Source organism: Sphingomonas sp. CFBP 13714 (assembly GCF_014842205.1).
Lineage (GTDB): Bacteria > Pseudomonadota > Alphaproteobacteria > Sphingomonadales > Sphingomonadaceae > Sphingomonas > Sphingomonas aerolata.
Window position 1 is genome coordinate 260,658 of sequence record NZ_JACYVG010000003.1, and the last position, 22,585, is coordinate 283,242.

The following is a 22,585-nucleotide window of genomic DNA, read 5'->3' on the forward strand; positions in this document are numbered from 1 at the left end:
GTTCCGGTGCGAAAAGGACATCCGATGATCAAGAGCGTCGCCACCATCCTGGCAGGGTTGCTCGCGCTCTCGCCCGCCATCGCAGACCCCGGCCCTGCACCGAAGCCCGCACCGGCCACCGACTACCGCGCGCGACTGCCGCAGGACGAGGTCATCTATTTCGTCCTCCCCGACCGGTTCGAGAATGCCGATCCCGCCAATGACCGCGGCGGCCTCACCGGCGATCGCCGCGTCACCGGCTTCGATCCGACCGCCAAGGGCTTCTACCATGGCGGCGACCTCAAGGGCCTGACCAAGCGCCTCGGCTATCTCCAGCAGCTCGGCGCGACCGCGATCTGGCTCGGTCCGATCTTCAAGAACAAACCCGTCCAGGGCGCGCCGGGCAAGGAATCCGCTGGCTATCACGGCTACTGGATCACCGACTTCACGCAGGTCGATCCGCATCTCGGCACCAATGCCGACATGAGCGCGCTCGTCACCGCGGCGCATGCGCGCGGGATGAAGGTCTATATGGACATCATCATCAACCATACCGCCGACGTGATCCAGTACCGCGAATGCACCGAGGGCACCCCCTGCGCCTATCGCGACCGCGCGAACTATCCCTATCAGCGCAAGCTCGGCCTGCGCGGCAAGCCGATCAATCCCGGTTTCGCGGGCGACGCCGTCCGCACGCCTGAAAACTTCGCGCGGCTGACCGACCCCGGCTTCGCCTACACGCCCTATGTGCCTGTGAAGGAACGGGCCGTGAAGGTCCCCGCCTGGCTCAACGACCCGATCTATTACCACAACCGCGGCGACTCGACCTTCACCGACGAGAGCTCGACGATGGGCGACTTCTCCGGCCTCGACGATCTCGCGACCGAGAATCCGCGCGTCGTGTCGGGGATGATCGACATCTTCGGCGGCTGGATCGACCGGTTCAAGGTCGACGGCTTCCGCATCGACACCGCGCGCCACGTGAACCCCGAATTCTGGCAGGCCTTCACGCCCGCGATGCTCGACCGCGCCAAGGCGAACGGCATCCCCAATTTCCACATCTTCGGCGAGGTCGCCTATGGAACGATGGATCCGGGCTATCTCGCGCGCTTCACCCGCGTCGACAAGCTGCCCGCGGTGCTCGACTTCGGCTTCCGCTGGGGCGTGACCGACGTCGTCGCGGGCAACAAGGGCACGAACGAACTCGCCGCCTTGTTCGACGGCGACGCGCTCTACGAACATGGCGCCGACACCGCGATGATCCTGCCGACCTTCCTCGGCAATCACGACCAGGGCCGCTTCGCGCGCGACGTCCGCCGCCTCAATCCGAATGCGAGCGAGGCCGAGGTGCTCGCCCGCGTCAAGCTCGGCCATGCGATGCTGCTGACGCTGCGCGGCGTGCCGACCATCTATTCGGGCGACGAGCAGGGCTTTGCCGGCGACGGCGACGACCAGGACGCGCGCGAGGACATGTTCGCCTCGAGGGTCGCGGTCTATAACGACAACCGCCTCGTCGGCACCGACGCCACCACCGCGACCGCCAGTTTCGGCACGACCCACCCGCTGTTCCGCCAGATCGCCCAGCTCGCGCGCCTCCGCGTCGCGCACCCGGCGCTGACCCGCGGCCGCACGCTCGTCCGCGCGCGGGGCGATACGCCCGGCCTGTTCGCGGTCTCGCGCTTCGATCCCGTGACCGGCGCCGAGATGCTTCTTGCGTACAACACCAGCGCCAACCCGCTGACCAGCGCGATCCAGGTCGAGACTCGCTCGACCCGCTTCGATACGCTCGCCGGCGCTTGCGCCGCGCGCGCGACCGCCCCCGGCAGCGTCACGCTGACCATCCCCGCCTTTGGCTATGCGGTCTGCGCCGCGGAGACCCGCTGATGCCCGACGATACGAGCCTGCCCGTGCACCGACCCTGGTGGAAGGGCGCGGTCATCTACCAGATCTATCCGCGCAGCTTTGCGGATTCCAACGGCGACGGCATCGGCGACCTGCCCGGCATCACCCGCCATCTCGACTATGTCGCGAGCCTCGGCGTCGATGCGGTCTGGCTTTCGCCCTTCTTTACATCGCCGATGAAGGACTTCGGCTATGACGTTGCGAACTACCGCGATGTCGACCCGATCTTCGGCACGCTCGCCGATTTCGACACGCTGATCGCGCGCGCCCACGCGCTCGGGCTGAAGATCATCATCGACCAGGTCTACAGCCATACCTCGGACAAGCATCCCTGGTTCGTCGAGAGCCGCTCGTCGCGCACCAACCCCAAGGCGAACTGGTATGTCTGGGCCGACGCCAAGCCCGACGGCAGCCCGCCGTCCAACTGGCAGTCGGTCTTTGGCGGCCCCGCCTGGACCTGGGACGCGCGCCGTCGCCAATATTATCTGCACAATTTCCTGAAGGAACAGCCCCAGCTCCACCTCCACGACGCGGACGTGCAGGACGAGATCGTCGACACCGCAAAATTCTGGCTCGACCGCGGCGTCGACGGCTTCCGTCTCGACGCGATCAACTTCGCGATGCACGACCCCGCGCTGACCGACAATCCGCCGGTCACCGACAACAGCCTGAAGACGCGCCCCTTCGACTTTCAGGCGCATGTCCACAACCAGAGCCATCCCGACATCCCCGCCTTCCTCGAACGGCTACGGCGGCTGATCGACGGCTATGGCGACCGCTTCACCGTGGCAGAGGTCGGCGGCGCCGACAGCGACCGCGAGATGAAGCTGTTCACCCGCGGCCAGACTCGGCTCAACAGCGCCTATGGCTTCGACTTCCTCTACGCGTCGGACCTCCGCCCGAGCACCGTCGCCGACGCGATCACGCTCTGGCCGTCGGACGCGGAGATGGGCTGGCCGAGCTGGGCGTTCGAGAATCACGACGCCCCCCGCGCCGTCTCGCGCTGGATCGGCCCCGATGACCGCGACGCCTTCGCGCGGATGAAGATCGCGCTGCTCGTCTGCCTGCGCGGCAACATCTTCCTCTATTATGGCGAGGAACTGGGCCTGACCCAGGTCGAGGTGCCGTTCGACCAGCTCCAGGATCCCGAGGCGATCGCCAACTGGCCGCTGACGCTGTCGCGCGACGGCGCCCGCACGCCGATGCCGTGGCGGGCCGATGCGCCGCATGCGGGCTTCACCGATGCGTCGCCGTGGCTCCCGGTCGGCGACGACCATCCCGAGCTCGCGGTCGACCGGCAGGAGGGCGATCCCGACTCGCTGCTCGCGCTCACCCGCCGCCTGCTCGCGCTCCGCCGCGAAATCCCCGCGCTCGCGATCGGCGATCTGGTCCTGACCGAGGTCACCGACACGCTGCTCGCCTTCGAACGCCGTGACGGCGACCAGATCCTGCTCTGCGTCTTCAACATGGCCGCGACACCCGTCGCGTGGAGCCCCGCTACCCCCGAACACTGGCGCGTCCGCGACAGCATCAACGACGCAACGATAGGACGACTGGGTGGCTATGCCGCGCTGATCGTCGAAAGGACCGGATCATGAAGACCCTCTCGCTCACGCTGGCGACCCTGCTCGCGACCACCGCACCCGTGATCGCGCAGGATCAGGCCGCCCCCGCCGCCACCACCCCCGCCGTCACCACGAACGAGACGATCAAGCCGCAGCCCGTCCCGACGATCCCCTCGGCGATCGCGACCTCCCCCGACGGCAGCATCGCGGTCACCGTCGCGACCGACGGCGAAGGCCATGCGACCTACAGCGTCACGCGCAAGGGCACGCTGATCGTCAAGCCGTCGCGGCTCGGCTTCCTCTTCACCGACGCCCCCAAGTTCGACCGCCACCTGAAGATCGAGACCGTCACCCGCGACAAGGCGGACTCGACCTGGACGCAGCCCTGGGGCGAGTGGAAGACGATCCGCGACAACCACACCGAGATGCGCGTCCGCCTGCGCGAGACCGACCGGCTGCAGCGCGCGATCGACGTCGTCTTCCGTCTTCAGGACGACGGCATCGGCTTTCGCTACGTCTTTCCCGACCAGCCCAATTTCAAGACGGTCAACATCGCCGAGGAGCTGACGCAGTTCGCCTTCGCCGAGGACGCGACCGCCTGGTGGAAGCCCGGCTTCGAATGGAATCGCGAGGAATATCTCTACAACCGCACGCCGCTCGCCGATGTCGGCACCGCCGCGACGCCGATCACGCTGAAGCTCGCGGGCGGCACGCATGTCGCGCTGCACGAGGCCGCGCTGGTCGACTATGCCGGCATGAACGTCGCCAAGGTCGAGGGCAACACGCTGAAGGCGGTGCTGACCCCCGGCGCCGGCGCGCCCAAGGTCACGCGGACCGGCCCGTTCGCGACGCCCTGGCGCACGCTGATCCTCTCGGACGACGCACCCGGCCTCTACATGAGCCATATCGAGCTCAATCTGAACGAGCCGAACAAGCTCGGCGACGTCAGCTGGGTCAAGCCCGGCAAGTTCGTCGGCGTCTGGTGGAACATGATCACCGGCAAATGGAGCTGGGCGACCGGCCCCAATCACGGCGCCACGACCGCGCATGTGAAGACCTATATCGACTTCGCCAGCGCGAACAAAATCCCCGGCGTCCTCGTCGAGGGCTGGAATGTCGGCTGGGACGGCGACTGGTTCGGTGACGGCACCGCGATGCAGTTCGACACGCCGACCTCCGATTTCGATGCCGGCTATCTCGCCAAATACGCGAAATCGAAGGGCGTCTACCTGATCGGGCATAACGAGACCGGCGGTTCGGCCAGCCATTATGACGGCCAGCTCGACCGCGCCTTCGCCTTTGCGCGCGATCACGGCATCCCCGCGATCAAGACCGGCTATGTCACCGATGCGGGCCAGATCGAACGCGTCGATCCCGACGGGTCGCAGCACCGCGAATGGCATGAGGGCCAGTGGATGGTGAACCATTATACCCGCGTCGTCACCACCGCCGCCAAGTACAAGGTGTCGATCGACAGCCACGAGCCCGTCAAGGACACCGGCCTGCGCCGCACCTATCCCAACTGGATCGCGCGCGAGGGCTCGCGCGGCATGGAATATAACAGCTGGGCTGGCAAGAACCCGCCCGAGCACGAGGCGAACCTCGCCTTCACGCGCATGCTGGAGGGGCCGATGGACTTCACCCCCGGCGTGCTCAGCCTCAAGGGCACCGACGACAGCGACCTCCTATCGACGATCGCCAAGCAGCTCGCGCTCTATGTCGTGCTCTATTCGCCCGTCGTGATGGCCGCGGACACGCCCGAGAACTACGCGAAATACCCCGCCGCGTTCCAGTTCATCAAGGACGTGCCGACCGACTGGTCCGACACCCGTGTGCTCAACGGCGAGGTCGGCGATTTCGTCACCTTCGCGCGCAAGGACCGCAAGTCGAACGACTGGTATGTCGGCAGCGTCACCGACGAGAATGCCCGGACGCTCACCGTCGCGCTCGACTTCCTCGACGCTGGCCGGACCTACACCGCGCAGATCTACCGCGACGGCCCCGGCGCGGACTACAAGACGACCGCACGCCACGCGATCACGATCGAGACCAAGCGCGTCCGCAAGGGCGACACGCTGACGCTCGCGCTCGCGCCCGGCGGCGGTCAGGCGATCCGCTTCAAGGCGCGCTGAGCCGGCAGGACCGGCGCTGCGGTATCGCAGCGCCGGTCCCCTTACCCGTCAGCGCCGCGGTGGCGAGAGCGGCCCGCCAATCTCGATCGCCTTCTGATAGCCCGGCACCGCCTTCAGCCGCTCGAAATACGCGCTCACCACCGGCTGGTCCCTGAGCAGCCCCGCGCTCTCCGCGGTCGCGAGCAAATATGACATCTGGATATCCGCCAGCGTCAGCTTCGCCCCCATCAGATACGGCCCCTCGCCGACCCCGTCGGCGATATACGCAAACGTCTTGGCGACCTCGGGCTCGGAAAATTTGCCGAGCCCCTCGGGAAGCCCGCCCATCATCTTGCCGATCACCGTCATCATGATCGGGAACGCCGCCGAACTCTCGACATAGTGTAGCCATTCGTCATGGATCGCCGCCTCGGGCGTACCTTCGGGCGGGCTCAGCCGCGCGCCGCCGTACTTGCGATCGAGATAGGAGAGGATCGACGCGCTCTCGGCGAGCGTCAGCTCGTCGTCCTGCACGATCGGCGCCTTGCCCAGCGGATGCACCGCCTTCAGCGACGCAGGCGCACGGAAGCTCGCATCGCGCTCGTACCGGACCAGCTCATAGGGCAGCTGCAGTTCCTCCAGCAGCCACAAGATGCGGAAAGACCGGGAGAAATTCAGGTGATGGACGGTCAGCATGGCGGGTCCTCGGATCGTGGTGATTATCGGATCGGCATGCGGAACGGGTCAGGCGGTTGGAAGGTTTCGCTGCCATGACCGGAATGCTCCGGAGACGGAGTCGATCATGCCGAACACCAGCCCAGATCTCAACGGCCCCGATCTCATCTGTCCCGATCTCACCTGCGACGTCGCGATCATCGGCGCGGGCACCGCGGGGCTCGCCGCCGAACGCAACGCGCGACGCAACGGCGCGCGCACGCTGCTGATCGACGAGACCTTCTCGGGCACCACCTGCGCCAGCGTCGGCTGCATGCCCTCCAAGCTGCTGATCGCCGCCGCCCACGCCGCGCACGCGGTCCGCCAGGCATCGGTCTTCGGCATCACCGCCGAGCCGCGGATCGACGGGGCCGCAGTCATGGCGCGCGTCCAGCGCGAGCGCGACGCGTTCGTCGCGGGCGTCTGCGACTCGCTCGACAAGCTTCCCGACGGCGTGAAGGTCCAGGCCCGCGCGCGTTTCGTCGACGCGACCACGCTCCGCCTCGACGACGGCCGCACCGTGACCGCCAAGGCAATCGTGATCGCCACCGGCTCCTACCCGAACATCCCCGACAGTTTCGACGCGGTCCGCGACCGCGTGCTGACCAACGAGACGATCTTCGAACTGCCGACCCTGCCCGGCTCGGTCGGTGTGATCGGCGCCGGCCCGATCGGCCTCGAACTCGCCCAGGCTCTCGTCCGGCTTGGGGTCGAGACGATGGTGTTCGACCAGTCGCCCGGCCTCGCCGCGCTGAAGGACGAGATGGTCTCGGCGGTGCTGCACGGTATCCTCGACAAGGAACTGCCGATCCATCTCGAAATGGAACTGAAGGCGGAACCCGACAGCGGCGGCGTCCGCCTGTCCTGGTCGGGCGAGCAATCGGGATCCCGCCGCTTCGACTATCTGCTCGTCGCGACCGGCCGGCCGCCGCGGCTCAAGGGCCTCGGGCTAGAGACCACCGGGATCGCGCTCGACGATCACGGCACGCCGGTCTTCGACAGGACGACGATGCAGTGCGGCGACGCGCCGATCTTCATCGCGGGCGACGCGGATCACGACCGTACCGTGCTCGGCGAGGCGTCTGCCGAGGGGATGATCGCCGGCCGCAACGCCGTGCAGTTCCCCGACGTCACCCCCGGCCCGCGGATGGTCCCGCTCGCGATCATGTTCACCGACCCGACCGTCGCGGTGATCGGCGACATCACCCCCGACGACCAGGACGGCATCGTCATCGGCGAAGCCTCCTACGAGGATCAGGGTCGCGCGAAGGTCATGGCGCGCAACGCCGGGCTGATCCGCTTCTATGCGGAGGCGGGCACCGGCCGGCTCACCGGCGCGACGATGGCCGCCCCCGGGGTCGAGCACAGCGCGCACCTGATCGCCTGGGCGATCCAGCAGGGCCGCACCGCGACCGACCTGCTCGACATGCCCTTCTATCACCCTACCCTCGAGGAAGGCCTCAAACCCGCGCTCCGGGCGATCTGCAAGGCGGTCAGCGCGCCCGTTCCCGCCGACCGCGACGACGGCTTCACCGCGGGCGCCTGAGCCTCACTCGTCGAGGTCGAGATAGGCGACGACGTCGTTCTCGGTCGCGATGTACAGCCCCGCCTGGACCTCCTCGCTCTGCTGCGCGGCAATCGCCAGCGCCTCGCCGAGCGGGCCGTAGAAAAGCGTCGTCGCCGCCCCGCCCTCGAGCGCATCGTCGAGATGATAGAGACGAACGCCGACGGCGGAGGAGATGGTACGCATCACGCGTCCGTGCCGCGACGCGCGAGCCGGCGCAACCGCTCGCTCGCTACCGGCCGATCAGGACGCGATCCGCTCGAGCGCCTGCGCCTCGATCTTCTCCAGTTCCTCCAGCGTCTGCGCGATCGCCGCCTGCTGCTGCTGCAGGTCGTCGATCCGCTGGCGACAGCGTTCGGCGAGCGCGCGCATCTGTTCGACATGCTGCGGATCCGCGTCGTACAGGACGAGAAACTCCTCGATGTCGCGCAACGAGAATCCCAGCCGCTTGCCGCGCAGGATCAGCTGCATCCGCGCGACGTCGCGCCGCGTATAGACCCGCGTCGTGCCGATCCGGCACGGCTCGATCAGCCCCTTGTCCTCATAGAAACGCAGCGTCCGCGCGCTGACCCCCAGCGCCTGCGACACGTCCTGAATCCCGGTAAGATCGTCCTGCCGCTCGTTCACGGTGTCGCTCCCCTCTCCCCCGACGCCGCCCCGGCCGGCATCGCGCGTGCCAGCCTGGCCTCTTCCTCCGCGACAAGTTCCTTTTTGGATAGCTTGCCGATCAACGTCTTGGGCAGAGTGTCGCGGATTTCGACCTCGCGGGGAAGCTCGATCTTGCTGATCTTGTCGAGCAGAAAATAACGCAATTCCACAGGGGTTGCGACCGCACCTTCGACCAGCGTGACGAACGCCTTGGGCGCCTGTCCGCGATAGGCGTCGGCGACCCCGATCACCACCACCTCGGCGACCGCGGGATGCTCGTACAGCGCCTCCTCGATCACGCGCGGATAGACATTGTAGCCGCCGCACAGGATCAGGTCCTTGATCCGGTCGACGATGAACAGATAGCCGTCCGCGTCGAGATGCCCGACGTCGCCGGTGCGCAGCGCCCCGTCCGCGAACAGCGCCGCGCTCGCTTCCGGCTTATGCCAATATCCTTGCGTAACCTGCGGGCCACGCGCGCAAATCTCGCCATTCTCACCGACCGGCAGCAGCCGGGTCGGGTCCTCGCGGTCGCGGATCTCGATGATCGTGCCGGGAAAGGGCAGCCCCGCCGATCCCGGCTTGTTCAGCCCCTCGATCGGATTGCAGGTGATGATCGGCGACGCCTCCGACAGGCCATAGCCCTCGACCAGCTTCGACCCCGTCGCCGCCTCGAACGCGGTACGCACCTCGGCGGGCAGCGGCGCGCCGCCCGAGATGCACGCATGGATCGACGACAGGTCGATCGGCTGCGTCTCCGCCGCCTTGGTGATCGCGGCATAGATGGTCGGCACCGCGGGGAAATAGGTCGGCTTGGTCCGCACGATCGTCTTGAGCAGCTGCTGCAGCTCGAAACGCGGCAACAGGATCATCTGCGCCCCCGCGCGGATCGAATAGGTCAGCACCGTCGTCAGCGCGAAGACGTGGAACAGCGGCAGCGCCCCCATCACCCGGTCCTGCTCGGGCGTCTCGCCACCGACGAACGTCATCATCGCATCCGCGTTCGACACCAGATTGGCGTGGCTCAACATCGCCGCCTTGGGCTCGCCGGTCGTCCCCCCGGTATATTGCAGCACCGCGACCTCGTCCGGCGTCACCGCGACCGGCGTGGGCGCGCCCTTCGCATGCACCAGCGAGTCGAAGCTACGATGCCGCGCGTCGTTCGGCGCGCGGGCGATCTCGGCGCGCTTGAAGATCCGGTAGGCGATCGACTTCAGCGTCGGCAGCGCACCCGCGATCGGGCAGGTGATGACATGCCGCAGCCCCGTCTCGCCCGCGACCTTCAGCACGCGCGCATGGATCTCGGTAATGTCGCAGGTCGCGATGATCTCCGCGCCCGAACCCTTCAGCAGGTGGCACAGCTCGCGCTCGACATAGAGCGGGTTGACGTTGACGACGATCCCGCCCGCCTTCAGCACCGCGAAGAACAGCACCGGATAATAAGGCGTGTTGGGCAGGCACAGCGCGACCCGCGTCCCCTTCACCACGCCCAGATCCTGCAGCCCCCGCGCCGCATGCGAGACCGCATCGCCAAGCTCGGCATAGGTCATCGTCGACCCGAGGAAATCCAGCACCGTCCGCGACCCGAATCGGCGGACCGCCGTGTCGAGCATGTCGCCCAGCAAACGCGCTTCGCCTTCTAGCGGTACGCCGATCGCACGGCCGTCGGTGTCCAGCATCTCTCTCTCCTTTTCGGCGTGCGCTCTCGACTGATATTGTAGGCCGCATCACCTTGACGTATAGGAGAGGTATCGCACCTTAAGGGTAGCCCGCAAGTCTTAAGCGGACCGATTGCAATTGGAGAGGATCATCGTGACCAACGTCGTCATCGCCGGGTACGCCCGCTCGCCGTTCCACCTTGCCGGCAAGGGCGACCTCGCCCGCGTCCGCCCCGACGATCTCGCCGCGCAGACGATCCGCGGGCTGCTCGACAAGACCGGCGTCGATCCTGCCGCGATCGAGGACATCATCCTCGGCTGCGCCTTCCCCGAGGGGGAGCAGGGCCTGAACGTCGCGCGGATGATCGGCCTGCTCGCCGACCTGCCGCTGTCGGTTGGCGGCATGACGGTCAACCGCTTCTGCGGGTCGTCGATGAGTGCGATCCACATCGCGGTCGGCCAGATCAACATCGGGGCTGGCGACGCGTTCATCTGCGCCGGGCTCGAATCGATGAGCCGCGTGCCGATGGGCGGCTACAACCCGCTCCCCAACCCCGATCTCTTCAAGAAGAACGCCGGCGCCTATATGGGCATGGGCGAGACCGCCGAGAATGTCGCGCGCGACTACCAGATCACGCGCGCCGAACAGGATGCGTTCGCGGTGAAGAGCCAGGACAAGGCCGCCGCCGCGCGCGCCGATGGCCGTCTCTCCGACGAGATCGTGACGATCCAGACCAAGGCGGGCCCGGTCAGCCAGGACGGCACGATCCGCGCCGGCACCACCACCGAAGCGCTCGCCGGCCTGAAGCCTGCATTCAGCGCGGACGGTTCGGTTACCGCCGGCACCTCCTCGCCGCTGACCGACGGCGCCTCCGCCGTCCTCGTCACCTCGGAAGAGTTCGCGACGAAGCACGGCCTGACCATCCTCGCGCGCATCAAGTCGGTCGCGGTCTCGGGCAACGAGCCGTCGACGATGGGCCTCGGTCCGATCTACGCCTCGCAAAAGGCGATGGAGCGCGCCGGCATCACGGTTGCCGACCTCGACGTGGTCGAGATCAACGAGGCCTTCGCCAGCCAGGCGATCGCCTGCATCCGCGACCTTGGGCTCAAGGACGAGACGATCAACCTCGATGGTGGCGCGATCGCGATCGGCCATCCGCTCGGCGCGACCGGCGCGCGGATCGTCGGCAAGGCCGCAGCCCTGCTCGCGCGCGAAGGCGGCCGCTACGCGCTCGCCACCCAGTGCATCGGCGGCGGTCAGGGCATCGCAACGGTGCTGGAGCGCGCATGATGGACAACGCCGTAAAGAAAGTCTGCGTCATCGGCGCAGGCGTGATGGGCGCAGGGATTGCGGCACAGGTCGCCAATGCCGGCATCCCGGTCTTGCTGCTCGACATCGTCCCCCGCGAGGGTGGCGATCGCGACGCGGTCGCCAAGGGCGCGGTCGCGAAGATGCTCAAGACCGACCCCGCCCCCTTCATGTCGAAGCGCGCGGCCAAGCTGGTCGAGACGGGCAACATCGACGATCATCTCGACCGCGTCGCCGAATGCGACTGGATCGTCGAGGCGATCGTCGAGCGGCTCGACATCAAGCAGGCGCTCTATGCAAAGCTCGAGGCGCTGAAGCGTCCGGGCACCGCGGTCTCGTCGAACACCTCGACGATCCCGCTCGGCCATCTCGTCGACGGCCGCTCGGACCAGTTCAAGGCCGACTTCCTCATCACGCACTTCTTCAACCCGCCGCGCTACATGCGGCTGGTCGAGATCGTTCGCGGTGAGCATACCGACGTCGCGGTCGCCGGGAAGGTCGAGGATTTCGTCGATCGCTTCATGGGCAAGCGCATCGTCCGCGCGAAGGACACGCCGGGCTTCATCGCCAACCGCATCGGCACCTACTGGCTGGCGATCGCGATCAACGCCGCGATGGACCAGGGGCTGACCGTCGAGGAGGCCGACCAGATCGGCGGCCGGCCGATGGGCGTGCCCAAGACCGGGATCTTCGGCCTCGTCGACCTCGTCGGCGTCGACCTGATGCCGCTGCTGTCGAAGAGCCTCTCGTCGACGCTCCCCGCGGGCGATCCCTATTTCGACACCGTCCGCGACATGCCGCTCGTCGACAAGATGATCGCGGAGGGCTTTACCGGCCGCAAGGGCAAGGGCGGCTTCTACCGCTTCGACAAGGCGACGCGCACCAAGCTGTCGCTCGACCTCGCGACCGGCGACTATCGCCCCGAGGCGAAGCCCGCCGAACTGCCCGGCAAGACCGGCAAGGATCTCGCCGCGCTGATCGCCGAGCCCGGCAAGATCGGCACCTATGCCTGGACGATCCTCGGCAACACGCTGTCCTACGCCGCGATGCTCGTCGGCGCGGCGGCGGACGATATCGTCGCGATCGATGACGCGATGAAGCTTGGGTACAACTGGAAATACGGGCCGTTCGAGCTGATCGACCGGATGGGGCCGGGCCTGCTCGCCCAGCGTCTCGCCGCCGAGGGCCGCGACGTGCCGGCGATCCTGACGACCGCGGGCGACCGCCCCTTCTACCGCGTCGAGAACGGCAATCGCCAGTATCTGACCACCGCGGGCGACTATGTCGACGTGCCGCGCGCCGACGGCGTCGAACTGCTCGAGGACATCAAGCTGCGGTCGCAGCCCGTCCTGACCAACGCTTCGGCGTCGCTTTGGGACGTCGGCGACGGTGTCGCCGCGCTCGAATTCCACACCAAGATGAACGCGCTCGACGATCAGGTCATCGCGCTCATCGAGGAGGCGATCCCGGTCGTGCGCGAGCGCTTCAAGGCGCTGGTCGTCTATAACGAGGGCAGCAACTTCTCGGCCGGCGCCAATCTCGGCGCGGCGATGTTCGCGGTCGGTGCGGGCCTGTGGGACATGGTCGAGGCCAGCGTTGCGCGCGGGCAGCAGGCGTACAAGGCGCTCAAATACGCGCCCTTCCCCGTCGTCAGCGCGCCAGCCGGGCTCGCGCTCGGCGGCGGCTGCGAGATGCTGCTCCACTCGGACGCGGTCCAGGCGCATGCCGAAACCTATGCCGGCCTCGTCGAATGCGGCGTCGGGCTGGTGCCCGGCTGGGGCGGCAATGGCGAGATGCTCGATCGCTGGACCAAGTCGCGGACGTTGCCGAACGGGCCGATGCCCGCGCTGACCAAGGTGTTCCAGGCGGTCTCCACCGCGCAGGTCGCCAAGTCGGCGGCGGAGGCGAAGGAGATGATGATCCTGCGCAAGGACGACGGCATCACCATGAACCGCGATCGCCTGCTCGCCGACGCCAAGGCGAAGGCACTGGCGCTGGTCGAGGGCTATGTCGCCCCCGAGCCGCCGACCTTCCGTCTGGCGGGCGCGAGCGGTCGTACCGGTCTGTCGATGGCGGTGTCCGACTTCCACAAGAAGGGCATGGCGACCGACTATGACGTCGTCGTCGCCGACCGCCTCGCCGAGGTGCTGACCGGCGGCGAAGCCGACATCGTCGACACCGTCACCGAAGCGCAGCTCCTCGACCTCGAACGCGCCGCCTTCATGACGAGCGTCAAGGACCAGCGCACCCAAGCGCGCGTCGTCCACATGCTCCAGACCGGTAAGCCACTGCGCAACTGAACACCCGTCATCCCCGCGAAGGCGGGGACCCATAAGGGCTGACCTGCGTGCGTGATCGCGCCGTCAGCCCTTATGGGTTCCCGCCTCCGCGGGAATGACGGCCGTGACCCCGATGACCATGTTTTTAACCGCCCCGGATCCGTAAGAAGACTTGACTTGTCTTTGTACAAAACTAAGGGCGGAACGATTACTGCCGTATACGGCAACAAGGTCGCGCTTACGTCGCTGATCTTGCGAGATATTCACGATCGTACACATACGACGACCCCGGAACCTTAGGAGAGGATAGACGATGTCCCTGATGATGATCGCCGCGCTGCTCGCCGGCGCGCCCGCGACCGCCGACACCGTGGTCGGCCGCTGGCGGACCGAGACGCACAACGCCATCGTCGAGATCGCGCGCTGCGGCCCCTCGATCTGCGGCAAGATCCTGACCTCCGACGCGCTGCGTGCCAACCCGTCGATGAAGGACGCCAACAACAGCAACACCGCGCTGCGCAGCCGCCCGATCCAGGGCATGCAGATGCTCAGCGGCTTCAAGTCCGACAAGGACGGCGTCTGGAGCAGCGGCCAGGTCTACAATGCCGAGGACGGCAAGACCTATAGCGGCAAGATCACCCCGGTCGGCGCGAACCAGCTCAAGCTGCGCGGCTGCGTCTTCTTCCCGCTCTGCAAGACCCAGACCTGGACGCGCGTCCGCTGATCCCAGGTCCCTTTCATCTCCCCAAAAGTTAGCGTTCAGGAATTTTGTAAATGTCGTTTCGTACCAAGGCCCCGTTGCTGGCCGTGACCGCGCTCGTCTCCGCTTTCGGATGCGCCAGCACCGCCTATGCCGACGCCTTCTATCTCCAGGCGCAGTCGGCGCGCGGCGCGGGCCGTGCGTTTTCGGGTGAGGCCGCCGATACCGGCGCTGCGTCGCTCTGGTGGAACCCCGCCGCGATCGCCGGCATCCGCGACGGCAGCGCGACGCTCAGCGCCAGCGCGATCATCCCGCGCGGCGACGTGGTCGACACCGGCTCGCAGATCTGCCGTCCGGGCGGCCAGCCCTGCACCGCGATCAGCGGCCAGTCGAACTCGAGCGACCCGGTCAACAAGGGCGTCGTCCCCTCGGGCGCGGTCGCCTATCCGCTGACCGACCGGATCGCGGTCGGCCTCGTCGTCACCTCGCCGTTCAGCTTCACGACCAACTATGACGCCGACAGCTGGGCCCGCTACAGCGCGGACAAGACCCGCCTGCGCACGATCGACATCCAGCCCTCGATCGGCGTCGAGCTGACCGACTGGCTCCGCGTCGGCGGTGCGCTCAACGTCGAATATACCGACGCGATCCTCAGCAACGCGCTCCCCAACGTGTCCGCAGCACAGCCCGACGGCCGCCAGGAACTCAGCGGCGACGGCTGGGATCTCGGCTGGACCGCGGGCGTCCAGCTCCACAACGATTTCGCCACCGTCGGCGTCACCTACAAGTCGAGCATCCGCCACAAGCTGAAGGGCGACCTCGTCGTCACAGGCCTGCTCGGCCCGCTCGCCGGCGGCAATACCGAAGTCTCCGGCGCGACCGCCGAGTTCAACACCCCCGGCCAGGTCATCGTCGCGGGCCGCGTCCGCGCCACCGACCAGCTGACGCTCAACGCTCAGGTCATCGCGTTCAACTGGAGCAAGTTCGACACGATCGATCTCGGCGCGCCGCTCAACACGTCGATCCCGGAGAACTACCGCGACAGCTGGAGCCTCGCGGGCGGTCTCGACTATGACGTCACGCCCAAGCTGACGGTGCGTGGCGGTGTCCAGCGCACCAAGACGCCGACGCAGGACGGCCAGCGCGACGCGCGCGTTCCCGACGCCGATCGCTGGACCTATGCCGCCGGCGCCTCCTACCAGGTGACGCCGCGCATCGCGGTCGACGCCGCGGCACAATATGTCGACTTCGAGAACACGACGATCGACCGCGCCACTTTGGTCGCGGGCAGCATCATCCGCACCAACGGCGCGCTCCGCGACGCCAGCGCGATCGTCACCTCGCTCGGCGCCCGCGTCTCGTTCTGACGCGCCCAGCCCCTCCCCATATCGGGGAGGGGCACCCTATCCCTTCATCCGGATCGTCAGCCCGGACACCGCGAGATCGACCGTGTCGACCGCAGCCGCGACCCGCTGGTTGAGCATCCCGGCCAGATCGCGGAACCGCCGCGCCATCGCATTGTCGGGCACGATCCCCATCCCGACCTCGTTGGTGACCAGCACCAGCCGCCCCTCGACGCGACCGATCGCATCCAGCATTGCGGCGATCGCCGTCTCCGCATCCGCCTCCGCCAGCATCAAATTCGACGCCCACAAGGTCAGGCAGTCGACCAGTATCACCCCGTCCGGCGCATCCGCCTCGACGATCGCCGCCGCCAGCGCGCGCGGTGCCTCGACCGTCCGCCACCGTTCGTCCCGCTCGGAGCGATGCCGCGCGATCCGCTCGGTCATCTCGCCGTCGAACGCCTGCGCGGTCGCGATATAAACGAGCGCGTGGCCACCTGCCGCCTCTGCCCCCGCCTCTGCTAAAGCCTGCGCATGGCGGCTCTTGCCCGAGCGCGCACCGCCGGTCACCAACACCGTCTTTCCAAACCCCTGCACGACCGTCTCCTCCATCGCCCCTTGCGCTATCCCCGGCGAATGGCGAAGGCCAGCAGCAACGCCGCGGCATCGCCGGCGCAGGGGACGCATGTGCACGCGCTGATGGAACATGGCGGCCGGATCGACAGCGCGCAGGCGCTGTACCCGCACGCGCCGCGTCCCTGGCTCGACCTGTCGACCGGAATCAACCCCTGCGCGTGGGAGCCGCCCGCCGATCTCGCGGTCGACCTGCGCAGCCTCCCCTCGCCCGCCGCGCTCGCCGCGCTCGAGGCGGTCGCCGCGCGCCATTTCGGCGCCGAGCCCGCGCGCGTCGTCGCGCTGCCCGGCACCGAGATCGGCCTCCGCCTGCTCGGCGCGCTCGGCCTGCCTTCCCCCGCCCGCCATGTCGGCCCCAGCTACGCGACGCACGAAGCGGTCTTCCCCGCGCGCATCTCGATCGACAGCCTCGCCGACGAAGCGGCCTGCGGCGGCACCATCCTGCTCGCCAACCCGAACAACCCCGACGGCCGACTGGTAAGTCCGGACAAGCTCAGGCCAGTGATCGACCGGCTCCACGAAAGTGCAGGCTGGCTGGTCGTCGACGAGGCGTTCGCCGACACGCTCTCCGACGCCGGCCTCGCCTCGCAGCTTTCCGCAGAAGATCCCGCCATCCTGTTCCGATCATTCGGAAAATTCTTCGGCCTCGCCGGCGTGAGGCTCGGCTTCATGATCGCACCGCCCGGCATCGTCGCGCGGGTCCGCGACCGCCTGGGCAGCTGGCCGATCTCCGCCACCGCGCTCGCGATCGGCACCGCCGCCTATGCCGACCGCAACTGGATCGAGACGACGCGAACGCAGCTCGTCACTCGCGCGGCCGCGCTCGACGCGGTGCTTCTCCGCCATGGGCTGACTGCAAAAGGCGCCTGCCCACTCTTCCGCCTCGTCGTAACAGACGACGCCAAGTCCCTGTTCGAGCGCCTGAACATGGCGGGCATCCTGACGCGTCCCTTCACCTATGACCCCCGCTGGCTCCGTCTCGGCGTCCCGGCCGACGCGGCCGCGCTGGCGCGTCTCGACGCGGCGCTCGCGCATGGCTGATCCCGTCGCGCTCATCGCCCTCGCTCTCGACGCCGCGTTCGGCTGGCCGGAACGGCTCTACCGCCGGATCGGTCACCCCGTCGGCGCGATCGCCGCAATCATCGGCAGCCTCGAAAAGGCGCTCAACCGTCCGGCATGGCCCGACGCAACACGCCGCATCGCCGGGGTCGCGACGCTCGTGATCACGCTCGCGGTGACGGGCGGGATCGCCTGGGGCGCGACCTGGCTGCTGACGACCTATCTCGGCGGCTATGCCTGGATCGGCATTGGCCTCCTCGCCGCCCCCGGTCTCGCACAGCGCAGCCTCAACGATCACGTCGCGCCGATCGCCGCCGCGCTCGGCAAGGGTGACGTGCAGGGCGCGCGGATCGCGGTCGGCAAGATCGTCGGTCGCGACACCGACCGGCTCGATTCCGCCGGCATCGCCCGCGCCGGAATCGAAAGCCTTGCCGAAAGCTTCTGCGACGGCATCGTCGCGCCGCTCTTCTGGGTGCTTATCGGCGGGCTTCCCGGGCTGTGGATTTACAAGGCGATCAACACCGCCGACAGCCTGATCGGCCACCGCGAGCCACGCTGGCGCGCGTTCGGCTGGGCCTCGGCGCGGATCGACGATCTCGCCAACTGGATCCCCGCGCGGATCAGCGGCGCCTTGCTGTGCCTCGCCGGTCCCGGCGGCTGGCGCGTGATGCGGCGCGACGCGCGCAAGCACGCCTCGCCCAATGCCGGCTGGCCCGAGGCAGCGATGGCGGGCGTGCTCGACCTGCGGCTCGTCGGGCCGGTCAGCTATGACGGCGTCACCCAGCTGAAGCCCTGGATCGGCAGCGGCCGCCCCGCCGCCACCGCCGCCGACATCGCCCGCGCGCTTCAGGTCTATCGCCGCGCCTGCCTGCTGCTCTGGCTCGTCACGGGGGCGCTGCTGTGGGTGCGGTGATGCTCCAGGGCACCGGCTCCGACGTCGGCAAGTCGGTGCTCGTCGCCGGCCTCTGCCGCGCGCTCGCCAATCGCGGGCTCTCCGTCCGCCCCTTCAAGCCGCAGAACATGTCGAACAACGCCGCCGTCACCGCCGATGGCGGCGAGATCGGCCGCGCGCAGGCGACCCAGGCGATCGCTGCGCGCACCGCTGCGACCACCGACATGAACCCCGTTTTGCTGAAACCGCAGGGCGACCGCAGTTCGCAGCTCGTCGTCCACGGCAAGGTCCGCGGCATCCTCCGCGCGAGCCGCTGGCGCGAGGGGCGCGAGGGGCTGATGGACGACGTGCTCGCCAGCTATCACCGGCTTCGTGCGCAGGCGGACATCGTCGTCGTCGAGGGCGCGGGCAGCCCCGCCGAGATCAATCTGCGTGCCGCCGACATCGCAAATATGGGCTTTGCGCGCGCCGCCGGCGTCCCCGTCATCCTGATTGGCGATATCGACCGGGGCGGCGTCATCGCCTCGCTCGTCGGCACGCGCGCGGTGATCGATCCCGCCGATGCCGCGATGATCCACGGCTTCCTCGTCAACAAGTTTCGAGGCGACCCCGCGCTGTTCGACGACGGCTATCGCGCGATCGAGGCGCGGTCGGGCTGGCGCGGCTATGGCGTCATCCCCTGGCTGCCCGAGGCCGCCCGCCTGCCGAGCGAGGACGCGGTCATCCTCGAACGCCAGACCGGTCACGGCCGGCAAGACGGCCAGATCGTCATCGCCTGTCCGATCACCCCGCGCATCGCCAATTTCGACGATCTCGACCCGCTCCGGCTCGACCCCGGCGTCACGCTCGTCATGGTCCCGCCCGGCGAACCGATCCCCGACGCCGACATGATCATCCTCGCCGGCTCCAAGGCGACGATCCCCGACCTCGCCTTTCTGCGCGCGCAGGGCTGGGACATCGATATCCATGCGCATCGCCGCCGCGGCCGCCCCGTGCTCGGGCTTTGCGGCGGTTATCAGATGCTCGGCCGCAGCATCGCCGATCCGGACGGGCTGGAGGGTTCCGCCGGTATCGCCCCCGGGCTCGGCCTGCTCGACGTCGCGACGATCCTGTCCCCCGCCAAGACGCTCGAACGCGTCGCCGGCACCGCGATCGGCGCACGGTTCGACGGCTATGAGATCCATATCGGCAAAACCACCGGCCCCGACACCGCGCGCGCGCTCACGACCCGCGACGATGGTCGCCGCGACGGCGCGGTCAGTCCCGACGGGCTCGTCGCGGGCAGCTATGTCCACGGCCTGCTCGGCCTCGCGGAACAGCGTTGCGCCTGGCTAAGCCGGCTCGGGGTGGACGCGGTCGGGCCCGACCATGGCGCGTCGATCGACGCCGCGCTCGATGCGATTGCGGAAACGCTCGAACGCCATCTCGATATCGACGCGCTGATCGCGCTGTCGGAGTTGGCGGGCTCAGACGCGGCCGGCAATGGCGAGCGCGACTAGCATCCCGGTCTCGACGAATTCGATCCCCGCGCCGTGGCAATCCCCCGATACGCCGCCGACCCGCCGGATCAGCCACCAGCCGAATACCGCGATCAGTGCAGGGGCCCCTGCAACGGCAGGCACAGGCACCCCTAAACACCCTGTTACGCACCCCCAAAAGACCAGATCGTGCACCCTGATCTTCCCTGCGACCATCCCTCCCAGCCCGCCCTCCCGGAGCAGCGGCACCCACCGCGCCCAGCACAACGGCCCGATCCGCGCGAGCATCGGGACGACGATCACGACCGCCCATCCCTGCGCGGAGACAGCATGCAATAAGACAAGTTTTGCAAGGAGTTGCAGGGCGATCATCACAACGCCGAAGCTGCCGATATGCGGATCCGCCATCACCGCGATCAGCCGGTCGCGATCGCCATGCGCGGCACCCAGCCCGTCCGCCAGATCTGCCAGTCCATCCAGGTGCAAAGCCCCTGTAATCGCTACCCAAATTACCAGCGCGGCGAGCGCACCGGTCCAAGGATCGATCAGCGCGCCGACCCACCCCGCGCCCGCGACGACCACCCCGATGCACGCCCCGACGACCGGATACCACCGGATCGCGGCGGCAAAGTCCTCAGCGTCCGCAGTGACTTGCGGCATCGACACGCGCGTCAGGAAGCCGAAGGCGACGAACAGCCGCTTCACGAAACCGGATCCGTCTGGAGCGCCATGATCTGCGCCGTCCGGTCCGGCCAGATCCGTAGCGTAAGCAACGCCGTATAGGGCAAATCGAACGCCCAAAGCTCGCGCAACCCGAACCCGCACAGCGATTTCAGCGCAGCCCGGATCGCCCCGCCATGTGTCACGATCAATGAGGTTTCTGGGGTAAGGTCTTCTATCGCATCGGTAATTCTCGCGACCAGATCGCTCCACCGTTCCCCACCCGGTGGCGGTGCGCCATCCGGATCGTCCCAGAACCGCTGCAACGAGGCAGCGTCGATCTCCGCCGCAGCCAGCCCGTCCCAATCCCCAAAATCCAGCTCCCGCCACCGCGCATCGGTCGTTGGAGCCAGCCCCCGCTCCCGCCCGATCGCATCCGCGATAGCCTGCGATCGCATGAGATCAGAACAGACGATCTGCTTGAAATTCAGCGGTTTTACCCGCGCTACACAGGCCGCCAAACCTCCCGCCGTAACCGGACTATCGGTCCGCCCCAGCATCCGCCCGGTCAGTTCAGGCGCACCATGCCGCAACAGGTGGAGCAGGAACGGCGCACTCACGCCACCGACACCCCCGCCTCGGCAAACGTCGCCATCCCGTCATGCGCCGCCACCGCCGACCGGATCACCCCGACCGCAACCGCCGCCCCGCTTCCCTCCCCCAACCGCATCCCAAGCCGCAGTAAAGGCTCGAGTTTCAGCGCAGCGAGCAGTCGCTCATGCCCCGGTTCGGCCGAACAATGTCCGGCAATGCAATGCTCTGTGATGCCAGGATACGCCGCCGCAATCGGCGCGATCGCCGCCGACGAAATAAATCCGTCGAGCACAACCGGCACCCCCGCCAGCCGCGCCGCCACCACCGCGCCAGCGATCGCGACGATTTCACGCCCCCCCACCCGCCGCAATGTCTCGAACGGTGTACGAGGGGAATCAGCATGCCGCCCAATCCCCGCCTCGACCACCGCGATTTTCCGCGCGATTCCCGCCACATCAACCCCCGTCCCCGGCCCAACCCAGTCCGCGGCGGTTCCGCCGTAACTGCGCAGACACAGTGCTGCGGCCGACGTAGAATTCCCGATCCCCATCTCACCCACGACGAGCATGTCGAGACCCGGCACGATGACGTCGGCGCCGATGTTGAGTGCGGCGAGACACGCTGCTTCGTCCATCGCCGGTGCCGTCGTGAAATCCGCCGTAGGGGTTTCCAGATCGATGTCGGCGATGATCAGCTCGAGCCCGACGGCATCCGCCAGCGCATTGATGGCCGCGCCCCCATGGCGGAAATTCTCGACCATCTGTGCGGTCACGGAAACCGGGAAAGCGCTGACCCCGTGCACCGCAACGCCGTGATTTCCCGCGAAAATTGCCACCCTCGCGCGCTCGAACCGCGGCCGCTCGCGCCCCTGCCAGCCCGCCATGAAGACTGCGAGGTCCTCAAGTCGACCAAGCGATCCGGGCGGCTTGGTCAATTGCCCCTGCCGCAGCGATGCCGCAGCCCGCGCGGCTTCGTTTGCCGTGGGAAGGGCCTCCAGCGCCGCCTCGAACGCTGCGACCGAGGGGAACAGCGTCACTGCGCGACATAGCCCGCGGGGGGCGTCCGGGTGATGAAATGCCCCTTGATCCCGGCCGGCCACTGCCGAAACGGAACCTGCCCCTCCGCACTCTCCGCATGCAGCACGGCATAATCGAGGATCGCGCGCGCAGCCTCTTCATCCGGGGTAAAGCGCCCCAGAACATAGCCGATTTTCGCCGGGCCGCGGACATGGATAGTGCAGAAATCCTGACAGGCGAACAGGCACGGCATCGCCTGGACCGCAATCCCGGCATAGCGCGGATCACTCGCCTGGACCGCCTGCAACGCCGCGACGAGTCTCGCACCGCCCCGCATGCCCTCGGCATCGTCCTTCGCATCGGTGGACGCGCGGCAGGTGCTGCAGGCGACGACGGCCGCACCGTCTTCGGCGGGAACCAGTAGATTCGGCATTGAAACCCCATGACATACGCGCCCACGGCACAGGCCGCAGGCTGGTTA

20 protein-coding genes are annotated in these 22,585 nt (G+C 67.9%); 11 read left to right on the top strand and 9 right to left on the bottom strand.

From position 1 onward, the window contains the following. Nucleotides 1–24 precede the first annotated feature (24 nt). Genes IFT54_RS09040 through IFT54_RS09050 form a run of 3 tightly spaced genes read left to right on the top strand, consistent with a single transcriptional unit; the run spans nt 25 to nt 5,578 of the window. Nucleotides 25–1,863 carry an alpha-amylase family glycosyl hydrolase gene (locus tag IFT54_RS09040; protein WP_192070376.1) on the top strand — a complete coding sequence of 613 codons (1,839 nt, stop codon included), beginning with the start codon at nt 25–27 and terminating at the stop codon, nt 1,861–1,863. Further along, nucleotides 1,863–3,479, top strand: a complete 1,617-nt coding sequence (locus IFT54_RS09045) for an alpha-glucosidase (protein WP_192070377.1) — start codon at nt 1,863–1,865, stop codon at nt 3,477–3,479. Before IFT54_RS09040 ends, IFT54_RS09045 begins: the two co-directional genes overlap by 1 nt. Then, nucleotides 3,476–5,578 (top strand): glycoside hydrolase family 97 protein, encoded by a 2,103-nt coding sequence (locus IFT54_RS09050; protein ID WP_192070378.1) that lies wholly within the window; start codon nt 3,476–3,478, stop codon nt 5,576–5,578. Before IFT54_RS09045 ends, IFT54_RS09050 begins: the two co-directional genes overlap by 4 nt. Nucleotides 5,579–5,626: 48 nt before the next feature. On the opposite strand, the gene IFT54_RS09055 is transcribed toward IFT54_RS09050, so the two are convergent. Further along, nucleotides 5,627–6,253, bottom strand: a complete 627-nt coding sequence (locus IFT54_RS09055; protein WP_192070379.1) for a glutathione S-transferase family protein — start codon at nt 6,251–6,253, stop codon at nt 5,627–5,629. A gap of 106 nt (nt 6,254–6,359) precedes the next feature. Between IFT54_RS09055 and IFT54_RS09060 the strand changes: the two genes are divergently transcribed. Further along, complete coding sequence (locus IFT54_RS09060; protein ID WP_192070380.1) at nt 6,360–7,817, top strand: dihydrolipoyl dehydrogenase; 1,458 nt, start codon at nt 6,360–6,362, stop codon at nt 7,815–7,817. A 3-nt stretch (nt 7,818–7,820) separates the two neighbouring features. Here the strand turns inward: IFT54_RS09060 and IFT54_RS09065 are convergent, their stop codons facing one another. Genes IFT54_RS09065 through IFT54_RS09075 form a run of 3 tightly spaced genes read right to left on the bottom strand, consistent with a single transcriptional unit; the run spans nt 7,821 to nt 10,162 of the window. Next, a complete protein-coding gene (locus IFT54_RS09065) occupies nt 7,821–8,021 on the bottom strand; it encodes a hypothetical protein (RefSeq protein ID WP_056407824.1) in 201 nt (66 codons plus the stop codon). A 57-nt stretch (nt 8,022–8,078) separates the two neighbouring features. Further along, entirely contained in the window at nt 8,079–8,462 is a 384-nt protein-coding gene (locus IFT54_RS09070; RefSeq protein ID WP_031440676.1) for a MerR family transcriptional regulator, read from the bottom strand. Continuing rightward, nucleotides 8,459–10,162, bottom strand: a complete 1,704-nt coding sequence (locus tag IFT54_RS09075; RefSeq protein WP_244648750.1) for a long-chain-fatty-acid--CoA ligase — start codon at nt 10,160–10,162, stop codon at nt 8,459–8,461. Before IFT54_RS09075 ends, IFT54_RS09070 begins: the two co-directional genes overlap by 4 nt. 133 nt (nt 10,163–10,295) lie before the next feature. On the opposite strand from IFT54_RS09075, the gene IFT54_RS09080 reads away from it, so the two are divergent. From IFT54_RS09080 to IFT54_RS09095, 4 genes are all read left to right on the top strand, one after another. Further along, nucleotides 10,296–11,432: a thiolase family protein gene (locus IFT54_RS09080; protein WP_031395136.1), complete on the top strand. Its 1,137-nt coding sequence runs from the start codon at nt 10,296–10,298 to the stop codon at nt 11,430–11,432. Beyond that, nucleotides 11,432–13,750 (top strand): 3-hydroxyacyl-CoA dehydrogenase/enoyl-CoA hydratase family protein, encoded by a 2,319-nt coding sequence (locus IFT54_RS09085; RefSeq protein ID WP_192070547.1) that lies wholly within the window; start codon nt 11,432–11,434, stop codon nt 13,748–13,750. Before IFT54_RS09080 ends, IFT54_RS09085 begins: the two co-directional genes overlap by 1 nt. Nucleotides 13,751–14,042: 292 nt before the next feature. Next, complete coding sequence (locus IFT54_RS09090) at nt 14,043–14,453, top strand: DUF2147 domain-containing protein (RefSeq protein ID WP_031395134.1); 411 nt, start codon at nt 14,043–14,045, stop codon at nt 14,451–14,453. A 50-nt stretch (nt 14,454–14,503) separates the two neighbouring features. Continuing rightward, nucleotides 14,504–15,796, top strand: coding sequence for an OmpP1/FadL family transporter (locus IFT54_RS09095; protein ID WP_192070381.1), 1,293 nt, complete (start codon nt 14,504–14,506; stop codon nt 15,794–15,796). A 36-nt stretch (nt 15,797–15,832) separates the two neighbouring features. Here IFT54_RS09095 and cobU read toward each other — a convergent pair whose 3' ends face one another. Beyond that, the gene (cobU, locus tag IFT54_RS09100) at nt 15,833–16,384 is read right to left on the bottom strand and encodes a bifunctional adenosylcobinamide kinase/adenosylcobinamide-phosphate guanylyltransferase (RefSeq protein ID WP_192070382.1); all 552 of its coding nucleotides are present in this window, start codon (nt 16,382–16,384) and stop codon (nt 15,833–15,835) included. An 87-nt stretch (nt 16,385–16,471) separates the two neighbouring features. On the opposite strand from cobU, the gene IFT54_RS09105 reads away from it, so the two are divergent. The 3 genes from IFT54_RS09105 to IFT54_RS09115 are packed head-to-tail and all read left to right on the top strand — an operon-like array spanning nt 16,472 to nt 19,855. After that, nucleotides 16,472–17,446 (top strand): aminotransferase class I/II-fold pyridoxal phosphate-dependent enzyme, encoded by a 975-nt coding sequence (locus IFT54_RS09105; RefSeq protein WP_192070548.1) that lies wholly within the window; start codon nt 16,472–16,474, stop codon nt 17,444–17,446. Then, nucleotides 17,439–18,377 (top strand): adenosylcobinamide-phosphate synthase CbiB, encoded by a 939-nt coding sequence (gene cbiB, locus IFT54_RS09110; RefSeq protein ID WP_192070383.1) that lies wholly within the window; start codon nt 17,439–17,441, stop codon nt 18,375–18,377. The genes IFT54_RS09105 and cbiB overlap by 8 nt, the downstream gene beginning before the upstream one ends. After that, the gene (locus tag IFT54_RS09115) at nt 18,377–19,855 is read left to right on the top strand and encodes a cobyric acid synthase (protein WP_197984625.1); all 1,479 of its coding nucleotides are present in this window, start codon (nt 18,377–18,379) and stop codon (nt 19,853–19,855) included. The genes cbiB and IFT54_RS09115 overlap by 1 nt, the downstream gene beginning before the upstream one ends. Here IFT54_RS09115 and cobS read toward each other — a convergent pair. From cobS to IFT54_RS09135, 4 genes are read right to left on the bottom strand one after another with little or no spacing between them, the layout of a single operon-like run. Beyond that, nucleotides 19,823–20,539, bottom strand: coding sequence for an adenosylcobinamide-GDP ribazoletransferase (gene cobS / locus IFT54_RS09120; protein WP_192070385.1), 717 nt, complete (start codon nt 20,537–20,539; stop codon nt 19,823–19,825). The genes IFT54_RS09115 and cobS overlap by 33 nt on opposite strands. Then, a complete protein-coding gene (locus IFT54_RS09125; protein ID WP_192070386.1) occupies nt 20,536–21,114 on the bottom strand; it encodes a histidine phosphatase family protein in 579 nt (192 codons plus the stop codon). Before IFT54_RS09125 ends, cobS begins: the two co-directional genes overlap by 4 nt. Next, the gene (cobT, locus tag IFT54_RS09130; RefSeq protein ID WP_192070387.1) at nt 21,111–22,124 is read right to left on the bottom strand and encodes a nicotinate-nucleotide--dimethylbenzimidazole phosphoribosyltransferase; all 1,014 of its coding nucleotides are present in this window, start codon (nt 22,122–22,124) and stop codon (nt 21,111–21,113) included. The genes IFT54_RS09125 and cobT overlap by 4 nt, the downstream gene beginning before the upstream one ends. Continuing rightward, nucleotides 22,121–22,537, bottom strand: a complete 417-nt coding sequence (locus IFT54_RS09135; RefSeq protein WP_056407800.1) for a DUF1636 domain-containing protein — start codon at nt 22,535–22,537, stop codon at nt 22,121–22,123. The genes cobT and IFT54_RS09135 overlap by 4 nt, the downstream gene beginning before the upstream one ends. Nucleotides 22,538–22,585 lie beyond the last annotated feature (48 nt).

Excerpts from the sequence above, each read along its gene's own strand:
- IFT54_RS09060 (WP_192070380.1), top strand. The coding sequence starts at position 6,360 with ATGCCGAACACCAGCCCAGATCTCAACGGCCCCGATCTCATCTGTCCC.
- IFT54_RS09075 (WP_244648750.1), bottom strand. The coding sequence starts at position 10,162 with ATGCTGGACACCGACGGCCGTGCGATCGGCGTACCGCTAGAAGGCGAA.
- IFT54_RS09045 (WP_192070377.1), top strand. The coding sequence starts at position 1,863 with ATGCCCGACGATACGAGCCTGCCCGTGCACCGACCCTGGTGGAAGGGC.
- IFT54_RS09050 (WP_192070378.1), top strand. The coding sequence starts at position 3,476 with ATGAAGACCCTCTCGCTCACGCTGGCGACCCTGCTCGCGACCACCGCA.
- IFT54_RS09065 (WP_056407824.1), bottom strand. The coding sequence starts at position 8,021 with ATGCGTACCATCTCCTCCGCCGTCGGCGTTCGTCTCTATCATCTCGAC.
- IFT54_RS09055 (WP_192070379.1), bottom strand. The coding sequence starts at position 6,253 with ATGCTGACCGTCCATCACCTGAATTTCTCCCGGTCTTTCCGCATCTTG.
- cobU (WP_192070382.1), bottom strand. The coding sequence starts at position 16,384 with ATGGAGGAGACGGTCGTGCAGGGGTTTGGAAAGACGGTGTTGGTGACC.
- IFT54_RS09090 (WP_031395134.1), top strand. The coding sequence starts at position 14,043 with ATGTCCCTGATGATGATCGCCGCGCTGCTCGCCGGCGCGCCCGCGACC.
- IFT54_RS09040 (WP_192070376.1), top strand. The coding sequence starts at position 25 with ATGATCAAGAGCGTCGCCACCATCCTGGCAGGGTTGCTCGCGCTCTCG.
- IFT54_RS09115 (WP_197984625.1), top strand. The coding sequence starts at position 18,377 with ATGCTCCAGGGCACCGGCTCCGACGTCGGCAAGTCGGTGCTCGTCGCC.
- IFT54_RS09105 (WP_192070548.1), top strand. The coding sequence starts at position 16,472 with ATGGAACATGGCGGCCGGATCGACAGCGCGCAGGCGCTGTACCCGCAC.
- IFT54_RS09095 (WP_192070381.1), top strand. The coding sequence starts at position 14,504 with ATGTCGTTTCGTACCAAGGCCCCGTTGCTGGCCGTGACCGCGCTCGTC.
- IFT54_RS09135 (WP_056407800.1), bottom strand. The coding sequence starts at position 22,537 with ATGCCGAATCTACTGGTTCCCGCCGAAGACGGTGCGGCCGTCGTCGCC.
- cbiB (WP_192070383.1), top strand. The coding sequence starts at position 17,439 with ATGGCTGATCCCGTCGCGCTCATCGCCCTCGCTCTCGACGCCGCGTTC.
- IFT54_RS09085 (WP_192070547.1), top strand. The coding sequence starts at position 11,432 with ATGGACAACGCCGTAAAGAAAGTCTGCGTCATCGGCGCAGGCGTGATG.